The following is a 17,645-nucleotide window of genomic DNA, read 5'->3' on the forward strand; positions in this document are numbered from 1 at the left end:
CGAGGGCCTGAGCACCGGCGACACCGCCCATGGCGTCATCACCGCCGGCCTCGTCATGGGCATCATCCACGACATCCCAACTTGCGAGCAGCTCATCCTGCGGATCGTCAGCGAGGCGGAGGAGGTGATTACGCAGCGGTTGATGAAATTTGCATCGCCGGGATGAAACGCCCCATTGACCTTCTGATAAAAATGCACAATGGTGCAGAAAATATCAGGAGAGAATGCCATGAAACCGACGGGGCGACCGATGGGTTTGAAGCGCTCAGCTGCGTTGATGCTGGGCGCGGCCTGCGCGATCTCGACGCTGCAAGGGGTTGGCTGGGCTGGAAAAACCGCCCCTGCAGTTCGCACCGACTGGCACAGTTTCGGCGGCGACAGTGACGAACAGCACTACAGCCCGCTGGACCAGATCAATCAGGGCAATGTCAAGCAACTGGGCCTTGCCTGGTCTTATGACGTGGACACATTCGACAGCTATACCCAGCCGATTGAAGTGGGCGGGGTGGTCTATTTTGCGGCGGGCCTGAGCGTTATTCATGCGCTGGATGCGCGCACGGGGCGGTTGCTTTGGAAATATGATCCCGATGTGGCCGGGCAGCCCGAGGCCAAGACCCGGATGCGCGCAGGCTGGGGCACGCGCGGCATTGCGTACAAGGATGGCATGGTGTTCACCGCCACGCGTGAAGGGCGACTGGTGGCGGTCGATGCCAAGACGGGCAAGCTGCGCTGGCAGGTCAAGACGCTGGACGAGGCGGAGAACGGTTATATCACCGGGCCGCCATGGGTGGCGGGCGATGTGGTGGTCACCGGCTTTGGCGGGGCCGATTACAGCCCGACGCGCGGCTATGTCACGGCCTATGACATCAAGACCGGCAAGAAGCGCTGGCGGTTTTACACCGTGCCGGGCGACCCGGCCAAGGGTTTTGAAAACAAGGCCATGGAGATGGCCGCCAAGACCTGGACCGGCGAATGGTGGAAATTCGGCGGCGGCGGCACCGTGTGGCACGCGATGGCCTACGACGCCAAATATGATCGCATTTACCTCGGCACCGGCAATGGCTGGCCGTGGAATGAAAAGATCCGCAGCCCCGGCGGCGGCGACAATCTGTATCTCGGCTCCATCGTGGCGCTTGACGCGAAAACCGGCGAATATGTCTGGCATTACCAGACCAACCCGGAAAACAGCTATGATTTCAACAATGCGATGGACATTGAGCTCGCCGATGTGACCATCAACGGCAAATTGCGCCATGTGTTGATCCATGCGCCCAAGAATGGCTTTTTCTACGCGCTGGACCGGGAAACCGGCAAATTCATCTCGGCGGGCGAATTTGCCAAGCAGAACTGGGCCAAAAGCATCGACCCGGTGACGGGCAAGCCGGAGATCAACCCGGATTCGCTCTATCAGGATGGCAAGGCCTTCGTCATTTTCCCCTTCCCCAATGGCGCGCATGGCGTTCAGGCCATGTCTTACAGCCCCAAGACGGGCCTCAGCTATATTCCGGTGATGGATGGCGGGCGCGTGGTGGTCGATCCGCCCAATGTGAAGGACTGGACCTATCGTTCGGGTATGTTCGTCAACACTGGATTGGGCGCGCCGCCGCCCGGCGTGACGGCGCCTGCGGCAGTGTCGAAACTGGTGGCGTGGGATGTGGCGAAGAACCGCGCGGCGTGGTCGATCCCGCAGCCGGGCGTGTTCAATGGCGGCACGATGGCCACGGGCGGCAATCTGGTGTTTCAGGGGCTTAATGATGGCACGTTCAACGCCTATTCGGCGCAGGATGGGCGCAATCTGTGGTCCTATCCGATGCAGAACGGGATGCTGGCTGCGCCCATCTCCTATTCGATCGGCGGGCGGCAATATGTCACGATCATCACCGGTTTCCGCTCCAGCTATGCCAATACGCCCAACTGGGATTATCGCCAGCAACAGCGCCGGGTGCTGACCTTTGCGCTGGGGGGCACGCGCAAATTGTCCAAATTTACGCCGGTGGATGCGCCGATTATGGATGATCCGGCTTTCACGGTGGATGTGGCCAAGGCCAAGGTGGGGTCAGGCATCTACAACACGTCCTGCGTGATCTGTCACGGCGTGGGCATGGCGGCGGGCGGGGCGGCGCCCGATCTGCGCAAGGCGCCGATCCCGATGGATGCCAATGCTTTCAACGCGGTGGTGCATGACGGGGCGCTGATGGCGCGCGGCATGCCCGGTTTCGGAAACCTCAGCGCGGATGAGATCGAGGGCCTGCGTCACTATATCCGCCAGCGTGCGCGAGAGACGATGGCTGCAAAATGAACGGTTCTGTCGGCGGCCCATCCGGGGCAATGGGCCGCCGATGGTTGACCGTTTCTGATCTCATGTGCATGAAAGCCAGATGACAGGTGATCGTGACATGAACGCAACGAATGAGGGTAATGAGCGCCCCCAGACCTATGCCAGCCCCGCGATCATTGAGCGGCGGCGGCGAATTCTGGAGGAAACGCGGCAGGTGATTGCCGAGCAGGGCATCACCGCGCTCAACATGAACGACATCGGGCGGCGCGCGGGCGTGGCCAAGCGCACGCTGTACAATGCGTTTCAGACGCGCGAGCGGATGATTGCGGCCGCCATTCAGGAATATTTCGAGGAATACGTCAGCCGCATCACCTTTACCCAGCCTTCGGGCACGCTGCAGCACAATCTGGAGCGCATGATCTCGGTGGTGCAGCGCAACCGGCGCATCCCCAATTACATCCGCGCGATCATGGCGCTCTATTTCAGCCCCGAGGTGGACGAGGACATCTGGCTGGCCATGCATTCGATCGCCACGCGGCAAAACCGGGCGTGGATCGAAAATCTGGCCGCGGGCAAGCAGTTGCAGGCATGGGTCGAGGTCGATACGCTGGTCGACGATCTGGTGCGGCTGGAATATGCGATGATCAACGATTGGGCGCGCGGGCGGATTCCCGATGATGCGATCATCGTGCGGCTGATCACCTCCTATCTGACGCTGATCCTTGGCGCGGTGCGCGGGGCGGCGCGCAAGGAGGTCGAGGCGATGCTGAAGGATATTGCCGAGCGCGGATCCGAGGCATTGCCGATGCGCAAGCGGGCCAAGGCGGAGGCGGCGGAGTAATTCCGGTTAAAAATACACCATGATGCAAAATTCCTTGCCACCCCGGCACGACCTGTCATAAGGTGCCGGGAACAGGCCGCCCGGACAGAGGCGCGCAAGAGGCAAGGAGATGTGAGCCATGAGCGAGGCGCAAGCCCCTGAAATCCTGTGCGAGAAGCGTGAGGACGGGGTGGTTCTGCTCACGCTCAACCGGCCTCATGCGCGCAACACCGTGTCCTTTGCCATGTGGGAGCAATTTTCCGCCGCGCTCGACGGGCTGGAGAATGGCACGCCCGCGCGCGCCTTGGTGCTGTGCGGGGCGGGCGACTATTTTTCCAGCGGCGGTGACGTAAAGATCGGCCCCGCGCGCGGCGATGGCGCGATCCGTCTGGCCGCGCGGCTGGAGATGGGGCAGCGGATCATCAACCGCCTGCGCGCCTTGCCGATCCCCACCATCGCGGCGGTGGAGGGCGGGGCCTATGGCATTGCCTGGAGCATCGCCATGGCTTGCGACATGCTGTTTGCCGCCGACAATGCCAAATTCGGCGCACCTTTCCTTGATTACGGGCTGGTGCCCGATGGCGGCGCGGCTTGGTTTTTGACTCAGCGGCTGGGCCGGGCGCGGGCGGCCGAGATCCTATTTTCGGGCCGCACGCTGGCGGTGGAGGAGGCACGCGATCTGGGGCTGGTCAGCCGGGTTCTGCCTGCGGGCGCGGTGGTGGCGGGGGCGCTGGAGTTTGGCGCGGCGATTGGGGCGGGCAATCCCCATGCGGTCGAATTGACCAAGCGCCTGCTGCATATGGGTGAAACGGGCGATCTGGCGGCCACGCAGGCGCTTGAACTGATCTATTGCCACACCTGTCAGGCGGGCGAGGAAGTGCCCCGCGCCCGCGAAGCATTCAAGGCCCGCGCCGCCGCGCGCAAGGCCCAGAAGGAGGCCTGATCCGATGCAATTCGATATGCGCGAACTGCCGATGGTCACGCGGTACAAGATCATCAATTCGACGATCACCCCGCGCCCCATCGCGTGGATCACCACGCTTTCGCCCGATGGCGTGGTCAATGCCGCGCCCTACAGCTTCTTTAACGCGGTGGGGACGGAACCGCCGCTGGTGGTGCTGGGCCTGCTGAAGGAACCGCGCAGCCGGACCTTGAAGCACACCGCCACCAACATCATCGCCAATGGCGAATTTGTGGTGAACCTTGTGTGCGAGGCCGACGCGCAGAAGATGAACGAATGCTCGGTCGATGCCCCGGTCGAGGTGTCGGAAATTGACTACGCCGGGATCGAAACCACCCCCAGCGTGCTCGTCGCCCCGCCGCGCATCGCCACCAGCCCGGTCAGCTTTGAATGCCGCAAGGTGGCTGCTCTCGACATCGGCACGCAGCAGACCGTGGTGATCGGGGAAGTGTTGATGGCGCATATCCGCGATGAATTCATCACCGACCGCGCAAGGGTCTATTTCGACACGCCCGCGATGAAGCTGATCGGGCGCACCCATGGCAGCGGCTGGTATGTGCGCAATGGCGATGCGTTTCAGATGGACCGCCCGGCCTTTGACCCCACGCGGCTGAACCCGACAGATTAAATTGAACCCCAAGTGCAATATTGCTTGCGTTGGCGCGCGAAGTGGTGTCACTCTGCACGCCAACGGACAGAGCGGGCGGCGGCGATGATTCCCTAGCCTTGTCAGCCTGAAAACACGCCCAAAAGAATAAGCGGGGCGCAAGACCGCGAGAGGAGATTGCGATGCCAGGGCCACTGGATCATCTTGTTGTTGTCGAACTGGCGCAGTCGATGCCCGCCGCGATTGCCGCTATGCTGCTGTGCGATCATGGCGCCGATGTGGTCAAGGTCGAGCCGCGCGGCGGCAATTTCTTCGCCCATGACCTGACCCGCAAGAGCTGGGACCGGTCCAAGCGCAGCGTGGAACTGGACATCGAACTGGCGGCGGATCGCAAGACTTTGCGCGGGCTGCTGGCGAGCGCGGACATTCTGATCCATGCGATGGAGGAGGATGAGACGGTCAAGCTGGGGCTGGATGAGGCCAGCCTCAAGCGCGATTTTCCCGCGCTGGTCTCGGTGGCGATGACGGCTTACGGCGCCGAAACGCCCTTTGCCGGACGCCCCCATGGCGAGGCGCTGGCCGCCGCGCTGCTGGGCACGATGGTGGATCGCTCCAGCCCGTTTCGCCCCGGCCCGGTCTATCTCGGCCATCCCGCGCTGCATTATGGTCAGGCGTTTCTGGCCTCGATTGGCGCGCTGGCGGCGGTGCGGGCGCGGCGCGAAATCGGCCATGGGCAAAGGGTTGAGGCATCGCTGCTCGACGCGATGATCGCCCAATCGCCGATGAATGACTGGTGGCAGGAAGATGGCATCAGCTATATCAAGAAGGGCGATGCCGGAGCGATGGACCGCTTTGGCAAGACGCGCCTCATCACCGGCATGTTTGAGTGCGGCGATGGGCAATTTCTGCAATTCCACACCGGCGGGCCGGGCGGTTTCAAGGCGGCGATGGATGTGCTGGGCTTTGGCGACCGGGTGCAGACCATTGGCGGGGCGGAAATGCGCGTGCCTCTGACCGATGACGAATATCATATCGCCCGCGTCGAGGTGTTTGACGCCTTCAAGCTGAAACCGCGCGACGAATGGATCCGCCTGCTGCATGCCGCCGATGTGGCCGCCCTGCCGGTGCTGCATCCGGCCGAGGTGCTGCTGGACGATCAGGTCGAATTCGTGGGCCAACGCATCAGCCTGCCCGACCCGGATTTCGGCACGATCTATCAATCGGCCCCGGCGGTGATCTTTAAGGGCACCCCTTGCGCCGCACCGACCCCCGCGCCCGCCATCGGCGCGGATAATGGCGATCTGGCGGCATTGACTGCGCGGCCTGCGCCGAAAATCGCGGCCAGCGGGCGCGCGATCAAGCGCCCGCTCGAAGGCATCCGCGTGGTCGATTTCTCCTCCTTCTTTGCCGTTGGTTTTGGCGGGCGGCTGCTCTCGGATCTGGGCGCCGATGTCATCAAGGTGGAAACGCCGGGCGGCGATCAGATGCGTCCCTTGCCCGACTGTTTCGACGCGGCCCAGCGCGGCAAGCGGGCGATGGTGCTCGACCTGAAAACGCCCGAGGCTTTGGAGGCGGCATATAAATTGGTCGCCACCGCCGATGTCGTCACGCACAATCTGCGCCCCGGCAAGGCGGACAAGTTGGGCATTGGCTTTGAAAAACTGCTCAGTATCAATCCGCGCCTGATCTATGCCTATATGCCCGGCTATGGCTCGCGCGGGCCCAAATCGCTGCTGAAAAGCTTCGCGCCGCTGGTGTCGGGCTGGACCGGCCTGCTGCGCGAAGGTGGGGGCGAGGGCAATCCGCCGACCCGCTCGGTCTTCGGCAATGAGGATTACAACAACGGTTTCCTTGCCGCCGCCGGTATCCTGATGGCGCTGGAGCGGCGGGCGGTATCAGGCGTGGGCGATTATATGGAATGCCCGCAATTGCATTCCAGCCTGTGGACGACCTCGGAACATTTCCTCAATGCCGACAAGCAGGTGGTCTATGGCTTCCGGCTGGACAAGGATCAGGCGGGCTTCAACGCGCTCGACCGGATCTATCGCACGACGGATGGCTGGCTGTGCATTTCCTGCCGTCAGGATGAGCGCTTTGCTGCGCTGGCCTTTGCGGTGGGGATGCCGGAACTGGTGGATGATCCGCGTTTTGCGAACCCGCGCGCGCGCAGCGCTCATGATGGCGCGCTGCAGGCGCTGCTCACTCCGTTCTTTGCCGCGCGGTCCGGCGCTGATGCCTATGCCGTGCTGGATGCGGCGGGCGCGCCCTGCGAAATCGTGCGCGAAACAAGCTGGGTACGCGAGGCGCTGATGGAGGATTGGGCGCAGGCGAGCAACCGCGTGGTCGAGGATCTGGACTCGATGTATGGCCATGTCCGCACCTTCGGCAGCTTCATCCATTTGAGCGAAACGCCCGGTTTTGCCGTGGGCACCGCGCCGCGCCTTGGCCATCATACGCGCCAGATTCTGGGCGAGGTAGGCTATTCCGAGGCGGAAATCGACGCCTTGATCGCCGGCGGCAAGGCGATGCAGGCCGAGCGCATCACGGGCCGGATTGGCGGACCGCGCGTGTCCGCCGCGTAAGAACAAAATCAACAGGAGAGAAGAGCCGTGCAGCTCAACCTACGCTATGACATGAACCGGCCGGAATTCGGCGCTTCGCATCCTGCGCTCTATCGCGCCGCCATCGAACAGGCGGTCTGGGCCGATGGGCTTGGCTTCACGCAGGTGTTTCTGGCCGAACATCACGGAGCCGAAGGCGGCTATTGCCCCTCGTCCATGGTGCAGGCGGCCTCGATCCTGGGCGCGACGAAGAACATCGCCACCCATCTTTCGGCGTTGGTGGTGACGATGCATGATCCACTGCGTCTGGCCGAGGATCTGGCGGTGCTGGACAATATCGGGCCGGGGCGGGTCTGGCTGACGGCGGGCATGGGCTATCGCCCGCATGAATTCGAGATGTTCGGCAAGGATATCACCAAGCGCCTTGCCATCATGAACGAGGCGATGGCGACGCTGAAGGCGGCATGGACGGGTGAGCCTTTCACCTTTCGCGACCGCACCGTGCGCGTCACGCCCACGCCCGCCACGCCGGGCGGTCCCAAGATCTATATGGGCGGGTCGACCGACAAATCCGCCATCCGCGCGGCCAAGGCGGGCTATCAATATTTTCCCGGCCACCCGGACCTGTTCGTTCTGTACAAGGAAGAGCGCGCCAAGGCCGGTTTCCCCGCGCCCGAGGAATATCGCCAGCCCGCCGCCAGCTTCCTCTATGTGAGCGAAGACCCCGAGCGCGACTGGCCGATTGTTGCGCCCCATGTCGCCTATGCCACCAATGCCTATGCCGAATGGGCCAAGGAGCGCGGCGAAGGCCAGACCCGTTACAGTCCGGCCCAGACGGTCGAGGGCCTCAAAGCCATGCCCAACATCAAAGTGGTCACGCCCGATGAGTGCTTCGACTATCTGGTCGGGCTTGGTCGCGGCACGGCGGTGACGTTCCATGCGCTGCTGGGCGGGCTCGATCCCGAGGTTTCGTGGCGCAGCCTGCGCCTGTTTGAAAGCGCGGTGCTGCCCCGGTTGAAGGCGGTGCCCGGCTTGCTCGAAATGTGCGATTAAGGGGAGGCGGCGATGGAAGAACAGAACCGGCGGCGGATGCTCGGCACTTTGCTGGGCACGCCCTTTGCGATGGCGGCGGCGGGCAATGCCATGGCCGCGCCCGGTGCGAAACCCGCAGCCAAATTGAGCCTTGCCGAACGCCTCGACGTGCTTGAATCGAAAGAGGCGATTGCCTCGCTGCTCAACGCCTATGCCCGCGCCAATGACCGCGCGGACGAGGCGCTGCTGCGCAGCCTGTTCTGGCCCGAATCGACGCATAAGCATGGGCGTTTCGAAGGCAAATCGAGCGATTTCGTCGGCTTTGCCTTCAAGATCGTCTCGGCCCTCAAATATGCCTGCCACCACATCAGCAATATCAGCGTCGAGGTGAAGGGCGACCGGGCTTTCTCCGAATGCTACTACTTCGCCCAGCATCGCCGCGACCGCAAGGACGGCACCGGCGAGGAGGACGTGTTCTTCCAAGGCCGCTACTTGGACGATCTGGAGCGGCGCCATGGCGAGTGGAAGATCATCCGCCGCCGGGGCCTGTCGGATTACACTTCGCCCGCCTTCCCGTCCGAAACGCTGCAATCCTCTTGGCCCGCCGGACAACATAGCGAGAAGGCGCCCAGCGACGATTATTACAAGATGCTGGCCGAGTTCCGGGCGCGCTGACCATGCGTTTCTGGCCCCTGATCGCCGCGGCGCCGCTGATTTTGGGCAATGGCGATCCGGTGGTGCGGACCGACCATGGCGCGGTGCGTGGGCAGGCCATTGAACAGGGCGCGGCGTTTCGGGGCATTCCCTTTGCCGCGCCCCCGGTCGGGTCTTTGCGCTGGCGTGAGGCGCGGCCTGCGCGGCCATGGCGCGGCATCCGCGATGCGCGTTCCTTTGGCGCGGCCTGCATCCAGCCCACGCGGGGCGAGGCTTTGCCTCAAAGCGAAGATTGCCTGACGCTCAATGTCGTCACGCCGGACCGCCGTGCAAAGGGCCTGCCGGTGCTGGTGTCGATCCATGGTGGGGCCTTTGCCTTTGGTTCGGGGCGCTATATTGCCGATCATGACCTTTCGCCCATCGTGCGGCGCGGGGTGGTGCTGGTTTCGCCCAATTACCGGGTGGGCCGCATGGGCTTCTTTGCCCATGCGGCTTTGCGTGCGGAAAACGGCCGCGCCACTGGCAATTTCTGGCTTTCCGATCAGATCGCGGCGCTGCGCTGGGTGCGGGATAATATCGCCCGCTTTGGCGGCGATCCGGCGCGGGTGACGGTGCTGGGTTGCTCGGCGGGCGGGTCGTTGGTCAATGCGTTGATGGCGGCGCCTGTGGCAAGGGGCTTGTTCGCACGCGCCTCGGTCCATTCGGGCGGGGGCTTTTTCAACGCCAGTCGGCCCATGGCTCTGGCCGAGGCGCAGGGATTGGCCTTCGCGCAAAGGGCAGGGGCCAAGACGCTGGCGCAATTGCGCGCGCTTTCCCCGGCGCAGGTGTTGGCCGCCGATCCCGGCCCGCCCGATTATGGTGCGATGGAGGATGGGCGGCTGGTGCCGATGGGCGTCTCGCGGATCTTTGCGGCGGGGCGTCAGGCGCCTGTGCCGCTGATCGTGGGGTCGACCAGCAATGAGGCCAGCGTGTTCGGCCTGATGGGCTTTGACGCGAAGGTCTTGCGTGAACGTTTCGGGATTGATGTAGCCGCGCTGCGCCCGATGTACGAACGCAATGGACCTTTGAGCGATGCCGAATTGCTGCGCCGGGTCCAGACCGACTTCATTTTCACCAGCGCCTCGCAGGGCATGGCCGGACTGGCCGCGCGCACCGCCCCGACATGGTCCTATCACTTCGCCTTCGTGCCGCAGGCCGAGCGCGCCACCAGCCCCGGCGCACCGCATTGCGCGGATATGCCCTATCTTTTCGGCCTGAAAACCGCCCTTGATCCCGAGGAAGCCAGACTGGCTCAGGCGATGCAGGATTACTGGTACAATTTCATCGCCACCGGCAATCCCGGCGCTTCGTGGCCCGCGATCCGCCCCGGCCATCCCGCGCCGATGGTTTTCAACGCCGCCTCGCGGATCGAGCCTGACTTTCAGCGCGAAAGGCTGGATTACTGGTGGAGCCGCTGGATGCGTGAGAGCGGCTCCAGCACAGCGCCCTAGGCCGGAGCGAAACCGGCGATCTTGTGGTCGCCCACCTCGACCGGGCGGAATTTCAACCGCATCCCGCAGGCTGGCGCCACGCCATCATCATCGACCAGCACGCCCGCGATCCGCACGCCCGGCGCATCGTCCGGCTCGAACAGGATGACGGTATAGGGCACCTCATCATTGTGATCGCCGGGCAGCAGGCTGCGCACTACGGTGGTGAACGTGTAGGCATGGCCCAGCGGCGAAACCGCCCGCCATTCCAGCCGCGCATCGGGCCGCCCCGGCACGACCTCTGGCGGATACCATTGGAACTCGCCGGTTTCCGCGTCCACCGTCACGCGCAATTCGCCCGCGTCCAGCCCATCGTAAAAGCCCTGAAACAAGGGATCTTCCAGATGGACGGGATAGTTTGGAATACCCATGTCTTACATCCTTGCTAGAATGGTGGTGGAATGGTTGTTGCCGCCAAGGCCCGCAATCGCGCAGAGCCGCGCGTCCGGCACCTGCCGCGCGCCTTCGCCCCCGCGCAATTGCCGCACCGCCTCGATCAGCAGGTTGATGCCCGGCACATAGCCGCCCGACATATGCCCGCCGCTGGTGTTGATCGGCATCTTGCCCCCGGGCATGGCATGGCCCGCGGCATAGAAACGCGGCGCCTCGCCCACATCGCACAGGCCCAGCATCTCGGTCTGGACCAGAGCGGAGATGGTGAAGCCATCATAGACCTGCGCCAGATCGAGATCGGCAGGGCTGATCCCCGCCATCGCATAGGCCATGGCCGCCGATTCCCGCACCGGAAATTCAAACGTGCAGGGCTTCTGGCTGAAGAGCACGCCATGGGGATAATTGTTATAGCCCAGCCCCAGCCCCTGCACCGCCACAACGGGGTGGGGCAGGTGGCGGGCATAGTCCACAGAGGACACCACATAGGCCCCGCCGCCATCGGTGGTCAGGCAGCAATCGGCCACGCGCAGGGGCGTCGAGATCATCGGGCTGGCGCGATAGGCGGCAAGGTCCATCGGGTCGCGCCGCTGGGCCGAAGGGGTGATCGCCGCCCATGCGCGATAGGTCATGGGCAGGGCGGCCTGTTCTTCCTCGGTCATGCCATATTCGTGGGCATAGCGGTTGGCCATGCTGGCGAAATAGGTCGGCTGGCCAAAGAAACCGGCGGGCATTTCCAGCCCCGCCTTTTGCGGTTCGCGCGCGTGGAAAGCGTAAACGCCCCCCGGCTTGGTCGAACGGATGGCGTAGGGCACCAGCACATGCTTGCACAGGCCCGCCTCGATGGCCAATTGGGCTAGGCGCAGCGCATCGCCCGTGGTCGCCGTGCCGCCCGCGCTGTCGGCAACGGCCGAGAAGCGCTTTTGCCCTGCGCCGATGGCATGGGCGATTTCCTCGGAAGGATGGCCCGCATATTTGTTGATGATATAGCCGTCGATGTCGGTGGGCTTCAGCCCTGCGTCCGCGATGGCGGCAAGGCTGGCGCGGGTCATCATCTGCATGACATGTTCCTCGCCCTTGCGCAGGAACGGGGTTTCGCCAACGCCGGTGATGGCGATTTTGCCGGGTTTCATCATGCGTTGAACCCCTTTCCTGCGGCCACCAGCCGTTCGATCAAGGGCGAGGGGGCAAAGCCTGCCCCATGCGCGGCCTCCAGCGCGCGCAGCTTTTCCAGCACCACCGGCAGCCCTTGCAGATCGGCCCAGAACATCGGCCCGCCACGATATTTGGGCCAGCCATAGCCGGTGATCCACACGATATCGATGTCGCTGGCTCGCGCGGCGATGCCTTCGTCCAGGATCCTGGCGCCTTCATTGACCATGGCGAACAGGATACGGTCGTGGATTTCCTCTTCGGAAATCTCGCGCCTTGTGATGCCCTGCTTGGCCGCAAAGCCCTCGATCACCTTCATGGCGATGGGCGAAGGCGTGGCATTGCGCTTTTCGTCATAATCGTAATAGCCGCCGCGCGTTTTCTGCCCATGGCGGCCCATTTCGTTCAGGATCTCGCGCACATTGGCCGAGGCGGTCGTCGCCCGGTTCCAACCCACGTCGAGCCCGACCAGATCGCGCATCTGGAAATGGCCCATGGCAAAGCCGAAATCATACAGCACCTTGTCGATGGCCCAAGGCGTCGCGCCCTCCAGCGCCAGCGCATCGGCCTGCGCATTGCGCGCGGCCAGAATGCGATTGCCGACAAAGCCGAAGCCATTGCCGCAAAGCACGCCGATCTTGCCGATGGTCTTGGCCAGCTTCATGGCTGTCGCATAGACAGCGGGCAGCGTATCCTTGGTGCGCACCACCTCCAGCAATTTCATGACATTGGCGGGCGAGAAGAAATGCAGGCCCAGCACATATTCGGGCCGCTTGGTGACAGCGGCAATGTCGTCAATATCCAGATAGGACGTGTTGGTGGCCAGCATCGCGCCCGGCTTGGCAATCGCGTCCAGTCGGCGGAAAATCTCCTGCTTCACATCAAGCTGTTCAAACACCGCCTCGATCACCAGATCGACCTCCGCGAGATCCTCCAGCGCCAGAGTGCCGTGGATCAGGCCCATGCGCGTCTCGACATCCTCCGCCTTCATCTTGCCCTTGGCGGCGGTGGTCTCGTAATTCTTGCGGATGATGCCCAGGCCCCGGTCCAGCGCCTCCTGCGTGGTTTCGACCAAAGTGACGGGGATGCCGACATTAGCGAAATTCATCGCAATGCCGCCGCCCATCGTGCCCGCCCCGATCACGCCCACGCGGGCCACCGGCAGGATCGCCGTATCGGCGGGCACATCGACCTTGGCGGCCTGACGCTCGGCAAAGAAAACGTGGCGCTGGGCGGCGGACTGGCTGTCGGCCATCAACTGGTCAAACAGCGAGCGTTCGTATTTCAGCGCCTCGTCAAAGGGCAGGTCCGACAGGGTTGCCTCGATGCAGCGAATGTTATACTCGGGCGCCAGAAAACCGCGGAACTTCTTGGCATTGGCGCGGCGGAAATCGTCAAAGATCGCCGGATTGGCACGGGCCTCCTCCAGCTTGTCCGCCTTGTCGCGCACCTTCACCAAGGGGCGATTTTCATCCAGCACGCGGGTGGCAAAGGCCAGCGCATCGGCGCGCAGATTGCCTTCGCTGGCCAGCTCATCAACCAGCCCCATCGCCAACGCGGCCTTGGCCGAAACCGGCTCGCCGTTCGTCACCATCTCCAGCGCCTTGGCCACGCCCACCACGCGCGGCAGGCGCTGTGTACCGCCGGCACCCGGCAGCAGGCCCAGCTTAACCTCCGGCAGCCCGCATTTGGCCGAGGGCACCGCGATCCGGTAATGCGCCACCAGCGCCAGTTCCAGCCCGCCGCCCAGCGCCGTGCCATGGATCGCGGCGATTACCGGCTTGGGGCTGTTCTCCAGCAGCTTTTGCAGATCGCGCAGCGAGGGTTCCCACTGCGGTTTGCCGAATTCGGAAATGTCGGCCCCGGCAAAGAAGGTGCGCCCTTCGCAGATCACCAGCACCGCGCCCACGGCATCATCGGCAATCGCGGCCTCAAACGCATGGGCCACGCCCTGACGCACCGCATTGGACAGCGCATTGACCGGCGGCGAGTTGACCGTGATGACCCCAATCCGCCCTTCGACCGTCAAAGTCGTGACATCATTGACCTTCATGCAAACCTCTGTTCACTTGCTGGCCCGGCTTGGCGGAAAGTCGCTCGCGGGCGCGTTGACGGATGTAGTGGCGCAGATCCTCGATCTCGCCATCGCTCAATTCTTCAAATTGCGGCATGCCCCGTTCGCGCAGCAGCCCGTCATGCAGCACCGCGCGGAAGGATGCCAAGTCCATGGCAATCGGTGATTGGGCCAGATCGGGGGCTGTGCCGCCCGAAACCGTGGCTGCGCCGTGACAGATCGAGCAGCGCTGGGCAAAGGCACCATTGCCCGCCGCAACGCGCGCCGCCACGGGCGCAAAACCCGGATCGTCCAGCACCGGCGTTTCCACCTGCGCCGCGCGGGGCAGGCGTGCCTTGCCGCCCAGCGCAAAGGTCAGCAGCCGCCATTGCTGCGTCCGGTAATTCCATTCGCGGGGCAGGCCGGTGGCGCTGGCAAAACGCGCGCCTGCGATCACGCTGACATATTGGCGACCATGGGCGCGATAGGTGATCGGCTGGGCCATCACCGCCGTTTGCGCGTTGAAGGACCATAATTTGCGGCCCGTCGCTGCGGCATAGGCATCGAAGGTACCCCCCGCATTGCCCGCAAACAGCAATCCGCCCGCCGTGCTGGCCGTGCCGCCCCCGCCGCGAATGCCGGGCATGGGGATGCGCCAGGCCTCGCTCTGCGTTGCCGGGTTCCATGCCAGCAGGAAGCTGGTGGCCGCGCGATCAGGCGCCACGCCGGGCGGCGGCGCGCCCGTGCCGGTGGACAGGCGCTGTCCATCGAGATGCCGCCAGCCCGCCAGCCCGCTTTCAGGATCGACGTAAACCCGCCCCTGATCCATCGTCGGGATATAGAGCAGCCCGGTCGCCGGGTTATAGCTCATCGCCTCGATATTATGCGCGCCAAAGGGGGAGGGATAGACCACAGCAGGCCGTCCATCGGGATAGCGCGCCTCGGGGTTTTCGATGGGGCGGCCGGTGGCGATGTCGATGCCCTTGGCCCAATTGACGGGCACGATATTCTTGGCCGAGATCAGCTTGCCGCTTTCCCGGTCGATCACATAGACAAAGCCGTTCTTGGGCGCGTGCATCAGCACCGGGCGCTTCTGCCCGTTCACCACCATGTCGGTGAGTTCGATGTCCATCGCGGAATTGAAATCCCACGTCTCGCCCGGATTGGTCTGATAGTGCCAGACATATTCGCCCGTATCAGCGTCCAGCGCGACGATGGAGCACAGGAACAGATTGTCGCCCCCGCCGGGCGAGCGGATCTTGCGGTTCCATGGGGAACCATTGCCGATGCCGATATAGATCCGGTTGAAACGCGGATCATAGGCCATCGCGTTCCACACCGTGCCGCCGCCGCCATAGCGCCACCATTCGCCGTTCCACGTCTTGGCCGCCATTTCCATGGCCTTGTTTTCAAAGCCCTTCGCCGGATCGCCGGGGACGGTATGGAAACGCCAGAGCTGTTTGCCGGTTTTCTGATCATAGGCCGTCACATAGCCGCGGATGGGGGCGAAATCGGCCCCACCATGGCCGATGATGACCTTGCCCCGGAACACCCATGGCGGGCCGGAGATATAGCGTTCATCGTCGGGCTGGATGGTCATGCTCTGCCATGCCGGACGCCCGGTCTTGGCGTTCAGCGCGATCAGGCGGCCATCCATCGTGCCGAAGAAGATCTGGCCCTTATCATAGGCCAACCCGCGAATGCCCCATGCCCCGCGCATCTTGTGGCCGGCCACTTTCCACGTCTGCGCATCGTAATGCCACAATTCGCGCCCGGTTGCGGCATCCACCGCGCGGATATGGCTGAGGCCCGAGGCGTAATAGACCACGCCATCGACGGCGATGGGGGCCGACAGCGCGCTGCCCCCGTCATTGATGTCCTTGTACCATGCCAGGCCAAGCTGTTTGACATTGCCCGCATTGATCTGGGCCAGCGGGCTGTAGTGGTTTTCATCCGGCCCGCCATAAGATGCCCAGTTCACATCGGGCGCAGGGGGCGCGGCGGCCAGCAGGGCGAGCGGCGCAAGAGCGGCGAAACGACGCATGGGGATCAGCCTCCGATGGTGCGGTCTGTGGGCCAGAAGCGGGCGCGCAGGGCTTTCTTGTTGACCTTGCCCATGGCGGTGCGGCCGATGTCATCGACCATCTCGTATCCTCGCGGGCATTTGTATCCGGCCAAGGAGGCGCGGCAGAAGGTGTTGAGTTCCTCGGCCGTCGGCGGATCGGCGGGATCGGCGGGGATGACCAGCGCGCGCGCCTCCTCGCCCATTTCCGCATTGGGGGCCGCGACGACCGCAACATCGCCCACCTTGGGGTGGGTAAGGAGGACATGCTCGGCCTCGGCGGGGTAGATGTTGACGCCGCCCGAGACGATCATGTCGGACACCCGGTCGGTGATGAAAAGATAGCCTTCCTCATCGACATAGCCCATCTCGCCCAGTGTAAAGACGCCCGGCGCGATATGGGCGGCGGCGGTCTTTTCCGGGTCGCCGCGATAGATGATGCCATGGCCCGATGTGTCGCGGAAATAGACCTGCCCGACCTGATGCGGGGGGAGAGGCGCGCCATCATCGCCTACGATCACCGTTTCAAACGGAGCCAGCGCACGGCCCACCGATCCGGGGCGCGCCAGCCATTCGGGCGAGGTGATGAAGGTGGTCGATCCCGCCTCTGTCCCGCCATAGGCCTCGACCAGCACGGGGCCGAACCAGTCGATCATCGCCTTCTTCACATCGCGCGGACAGGCAGCACCCGTGTGGGCCAGACGCTTCATGCTCGACACATCATAGCGCGCGCGGACCTCTGCGGGCAGGGCCAGCATCCGCTGGAAATGGGTGGGCACCATCACCGATCCGGCGATGCGGTGCTGTTCGATCAGGGCCAAGGCGCGCTCGGCGTCGAAATGGCCCATGACGATCACACTGCCCCCGGCAAAGACATTGCGCGCCATGCCCAGAGGCCCGGTGTGATAAAGCGGCCCCACCACCAGTCCCGGCGAGAGCGTGACGCGCGCGCGCAAAGTTTCGGCCAGCGCTTGAATGGTGGGCATACGGGGGAAGTATTGCGGCGGTGTCTCGGTGGCCTTGGGGCGGCCCGTGGTGCCCGATGTGTAATGCAGGTGGGGCAGGGGCGCGCGGCTGGCGTCCGGCTCGGTGCCGGGGGCGGCGGCGATCCAGTCCACCCATGCGATCAAACCGGGGCGCGGGGCGCAGCGCCATCCGATCACCGTGTCGATCCCGGCCTCGGCGGCCGCCGCCATCCCCGCCTCCACCGTTTCGGGGCCGACCAGCACGGCAATCGCGCCGGAATCCTTGAAAATATAGGCCGCCTCTGATGCGGTCAGGTGAAAGCTGGTGGGGACGCTGGAAATGCCCGCCTCGATACAGGCGACATAGGCGATCACCACTTCGGCGGCGTTCTGGGCAAAGACCGCCACGCGGCGTTCGCCTGCAAACGGCAGCGCGCCCAGCGCATTGGCCGCATGGTTCAAAACCGGATCAAGCGCATTCCAGCTATAGGCTACGCGTTCATCGGCCAGCGCGAGTGCCTCGCGTTTGTCCGCCGCAATGGCGGCAAGGGTCAGCGACATGGAGCGTCCTTTCGGAAAAG

The 17,645-nt window shown here is 64.0% G+C and carries 13 protein-coding genes; 8 read left to right on the forward strand and 5 right to left on the reverse strand.

Annotation, left to right across the window (positions count from 1 at the left end):
- Positions 1–229: 229 nt before the first annotated feature.
- From BGP00_RS17375 to BGP00_RS17410, 8 genes are all read left to right on the forward strand, one after another.
- On the forward strand, positions 230–2,299 hold the full coding sequence (locus BGP00_RS17375) for a PQQ-dependent dehydrogenase, methanol/ethanol family (RefSeq protein ID WP_292691633.1): 2,070 nt from the start codon (positions 230–232) through the stop codon (positions 2,297–2,299).
- A 97-nt stretch (positions 2,300–2,396) separates the two neighbouring features.
- Complete coding sequence (locus BGP00_RS17380) at positions 2,397–3,119, forward strand: TetR/AcrR family transcriptional regulator (protein WP_246870386.1); 723 nt, start codon at positions 2,397–2,399, stop codon at positions 3,117–3,119.
- A gap of 118 nt (positions 3,120–3,237) precedes the next feature.
- On the forward strand, positions 3,238–4,041 hold the full coding sequence (locus BGP00_RS17385) for an enoyl-CoA hydratase/isomerase family protein (protein ID WP_292691630.1): 804 nt from the start codon (positions 3,238–3,240) through the stop codon (positions 4,039–4,041).
- Between the two features lie 4 nt (positions 4,042–4,045).
- Entirely contained in the window at positions 4,046–4,687 is a 642-nt protein-coding gene (locus BGP00_RS17390; RefSeq protein ID WP_292691628.1) for a flavin reductase family protein, read from the forward strand.
- Positions 4,688–4,848: 161 nt separating this feature from the next.
- Positions 4,849–7,248, forward strand: coding sequence for a CoA transferase (locus tag BGP00_RS17395; protein WP_292691626.1), 2,400 nt, complete (start codon positions 4,849–4,851; stop codon positions 7,246–7,248).
- A 27-nt stretch (positions 7,249–7,275) separates the two neighbouring features.
- Positions 7,276–8,280: an LLM class flavin-dependent oxidoreductase gene (locus tag BGP00_RS17400; RefSeq protein WP_292691624.1), complete on the forward strand. Its 1,005-nt coding sequence runs from the start codon at positions 7,276–7,278 to the stop codon at positions 8,278–8,280.
- 12 nt (positions 8,281–8,292) lie between these two features.
- Positions 8,293–8,934: a nuclear transport factor 2 family protein gene (locus BGP00_RS17405; protein ID WP_292691622.1), complete on the forward strand. Its 642-nt coding sequence runs from the start codon at positions 8,293–8,295 to the stop codon at positions 8,932–8,934.
- A gap of 2 nt (positions 8,935–8,936) precedes the next feature.
- Positions 8,937–10,403: a carboxylesterase family protein gene (locus BGP00_RS17410; RefSeq protein ID WP_292691620.1), complete on the forward strand. Its 1,467-nt coding sequence runs from the start codon at positions 8,937–8,939 to the stop codon at positions 10,401–10,403.
- On the opposite strand, the gene BGP00_RS17415 is transcribed toward BGP00_RS17410, so the two are convergent.
- From BGP00_RS17415 to BGP00_RS17435, 5 genes are read right to left on the reverse strand one after another with little or no spacing between them, the layout of a single operon-like run.
- Positions 10,400–10,813: an OB-fold domain-containing protein gene (locus BGP00_RS17415; protein ID WP_292691619.1), complete on the reverse strand. Its 414-nt coding sequence runs from the start codon at positions 10,811–10,813 to the stop codon at positions 10,400–10,402. The genes BGP00_RS17410 and BGP00_RS17415 overlap by 4 nt on opposite strands.
- Before the next feature lie 3 nt (positions 10,814–10,816).
- Positions 10,817–11,968 carry a thiolase family protein gene (locus BGP00_RS17420; RefSeq protein ID WP_292691617.1) on the reverse strand — a complete coding sequence of 384 codons (1,152 nt, stop codon included), beginning with the start codon at positions 11,966–11,968 and terminating at the stop codon, positions 10,817–10,819.
- A complete protein-coding gene (locus BGP00_RS17425; protein WP_292691615.1) occupies positions 11,965–14,037 on the reverse strand; it encodes a 3-hydroxyacyl-CoA dehydrogenase NAD-binding domain-containing protein in 2,073 nt (690 codons plus the stop codon). Before BGP00_RS17425 ends, BGP00_RS17420 begins: the two co-directional genes overlap by 4 nt.
- Positions 14,024–16,081, reverse strand: coding sequence for a PQQ-dependent dehydrogenase, methanol/ethanol family (locus BGP00_RS17430; protein WP_292691614.1), 2,058 nt, complete (start codon positions 16,079–16,081; stop codon positions 14,024–14,026). The genes BGP00_RS17425 and BGP00_RS17430 overlap by 14 nt, the downstream gene beginning before the upstream one ends.
- A 5-nt stretch (positions 16,082–16,086) precedes the next feature.
- Positions 16,087–17,625 carry an AMP-binding protein gene (locus BGP00_RS17435; RefSeq protein WP_292691612.1) on the reverse strand — a complete coding sequence of 513 codons (1,539 nt, stop codon included), beginning with the start codon at positions 17,623–17,625 and terminating at the stop codon, positions 16,087–16,089.
- Positions 17,626–17,645 lie beyond the last annotated feature (20 nt).

Origin of the sequence: Novosphingobium sp. 63-713, assembly GCF_001898925.1 — a bacterium.
In the GTDB taxonomy this organism is placed as follows: domain Bacteria; phylum Pseudomonadota; class Alphaproteobacteria; order Sphingomonadales; family Sphingomonadaceae; genus Novosphingobium.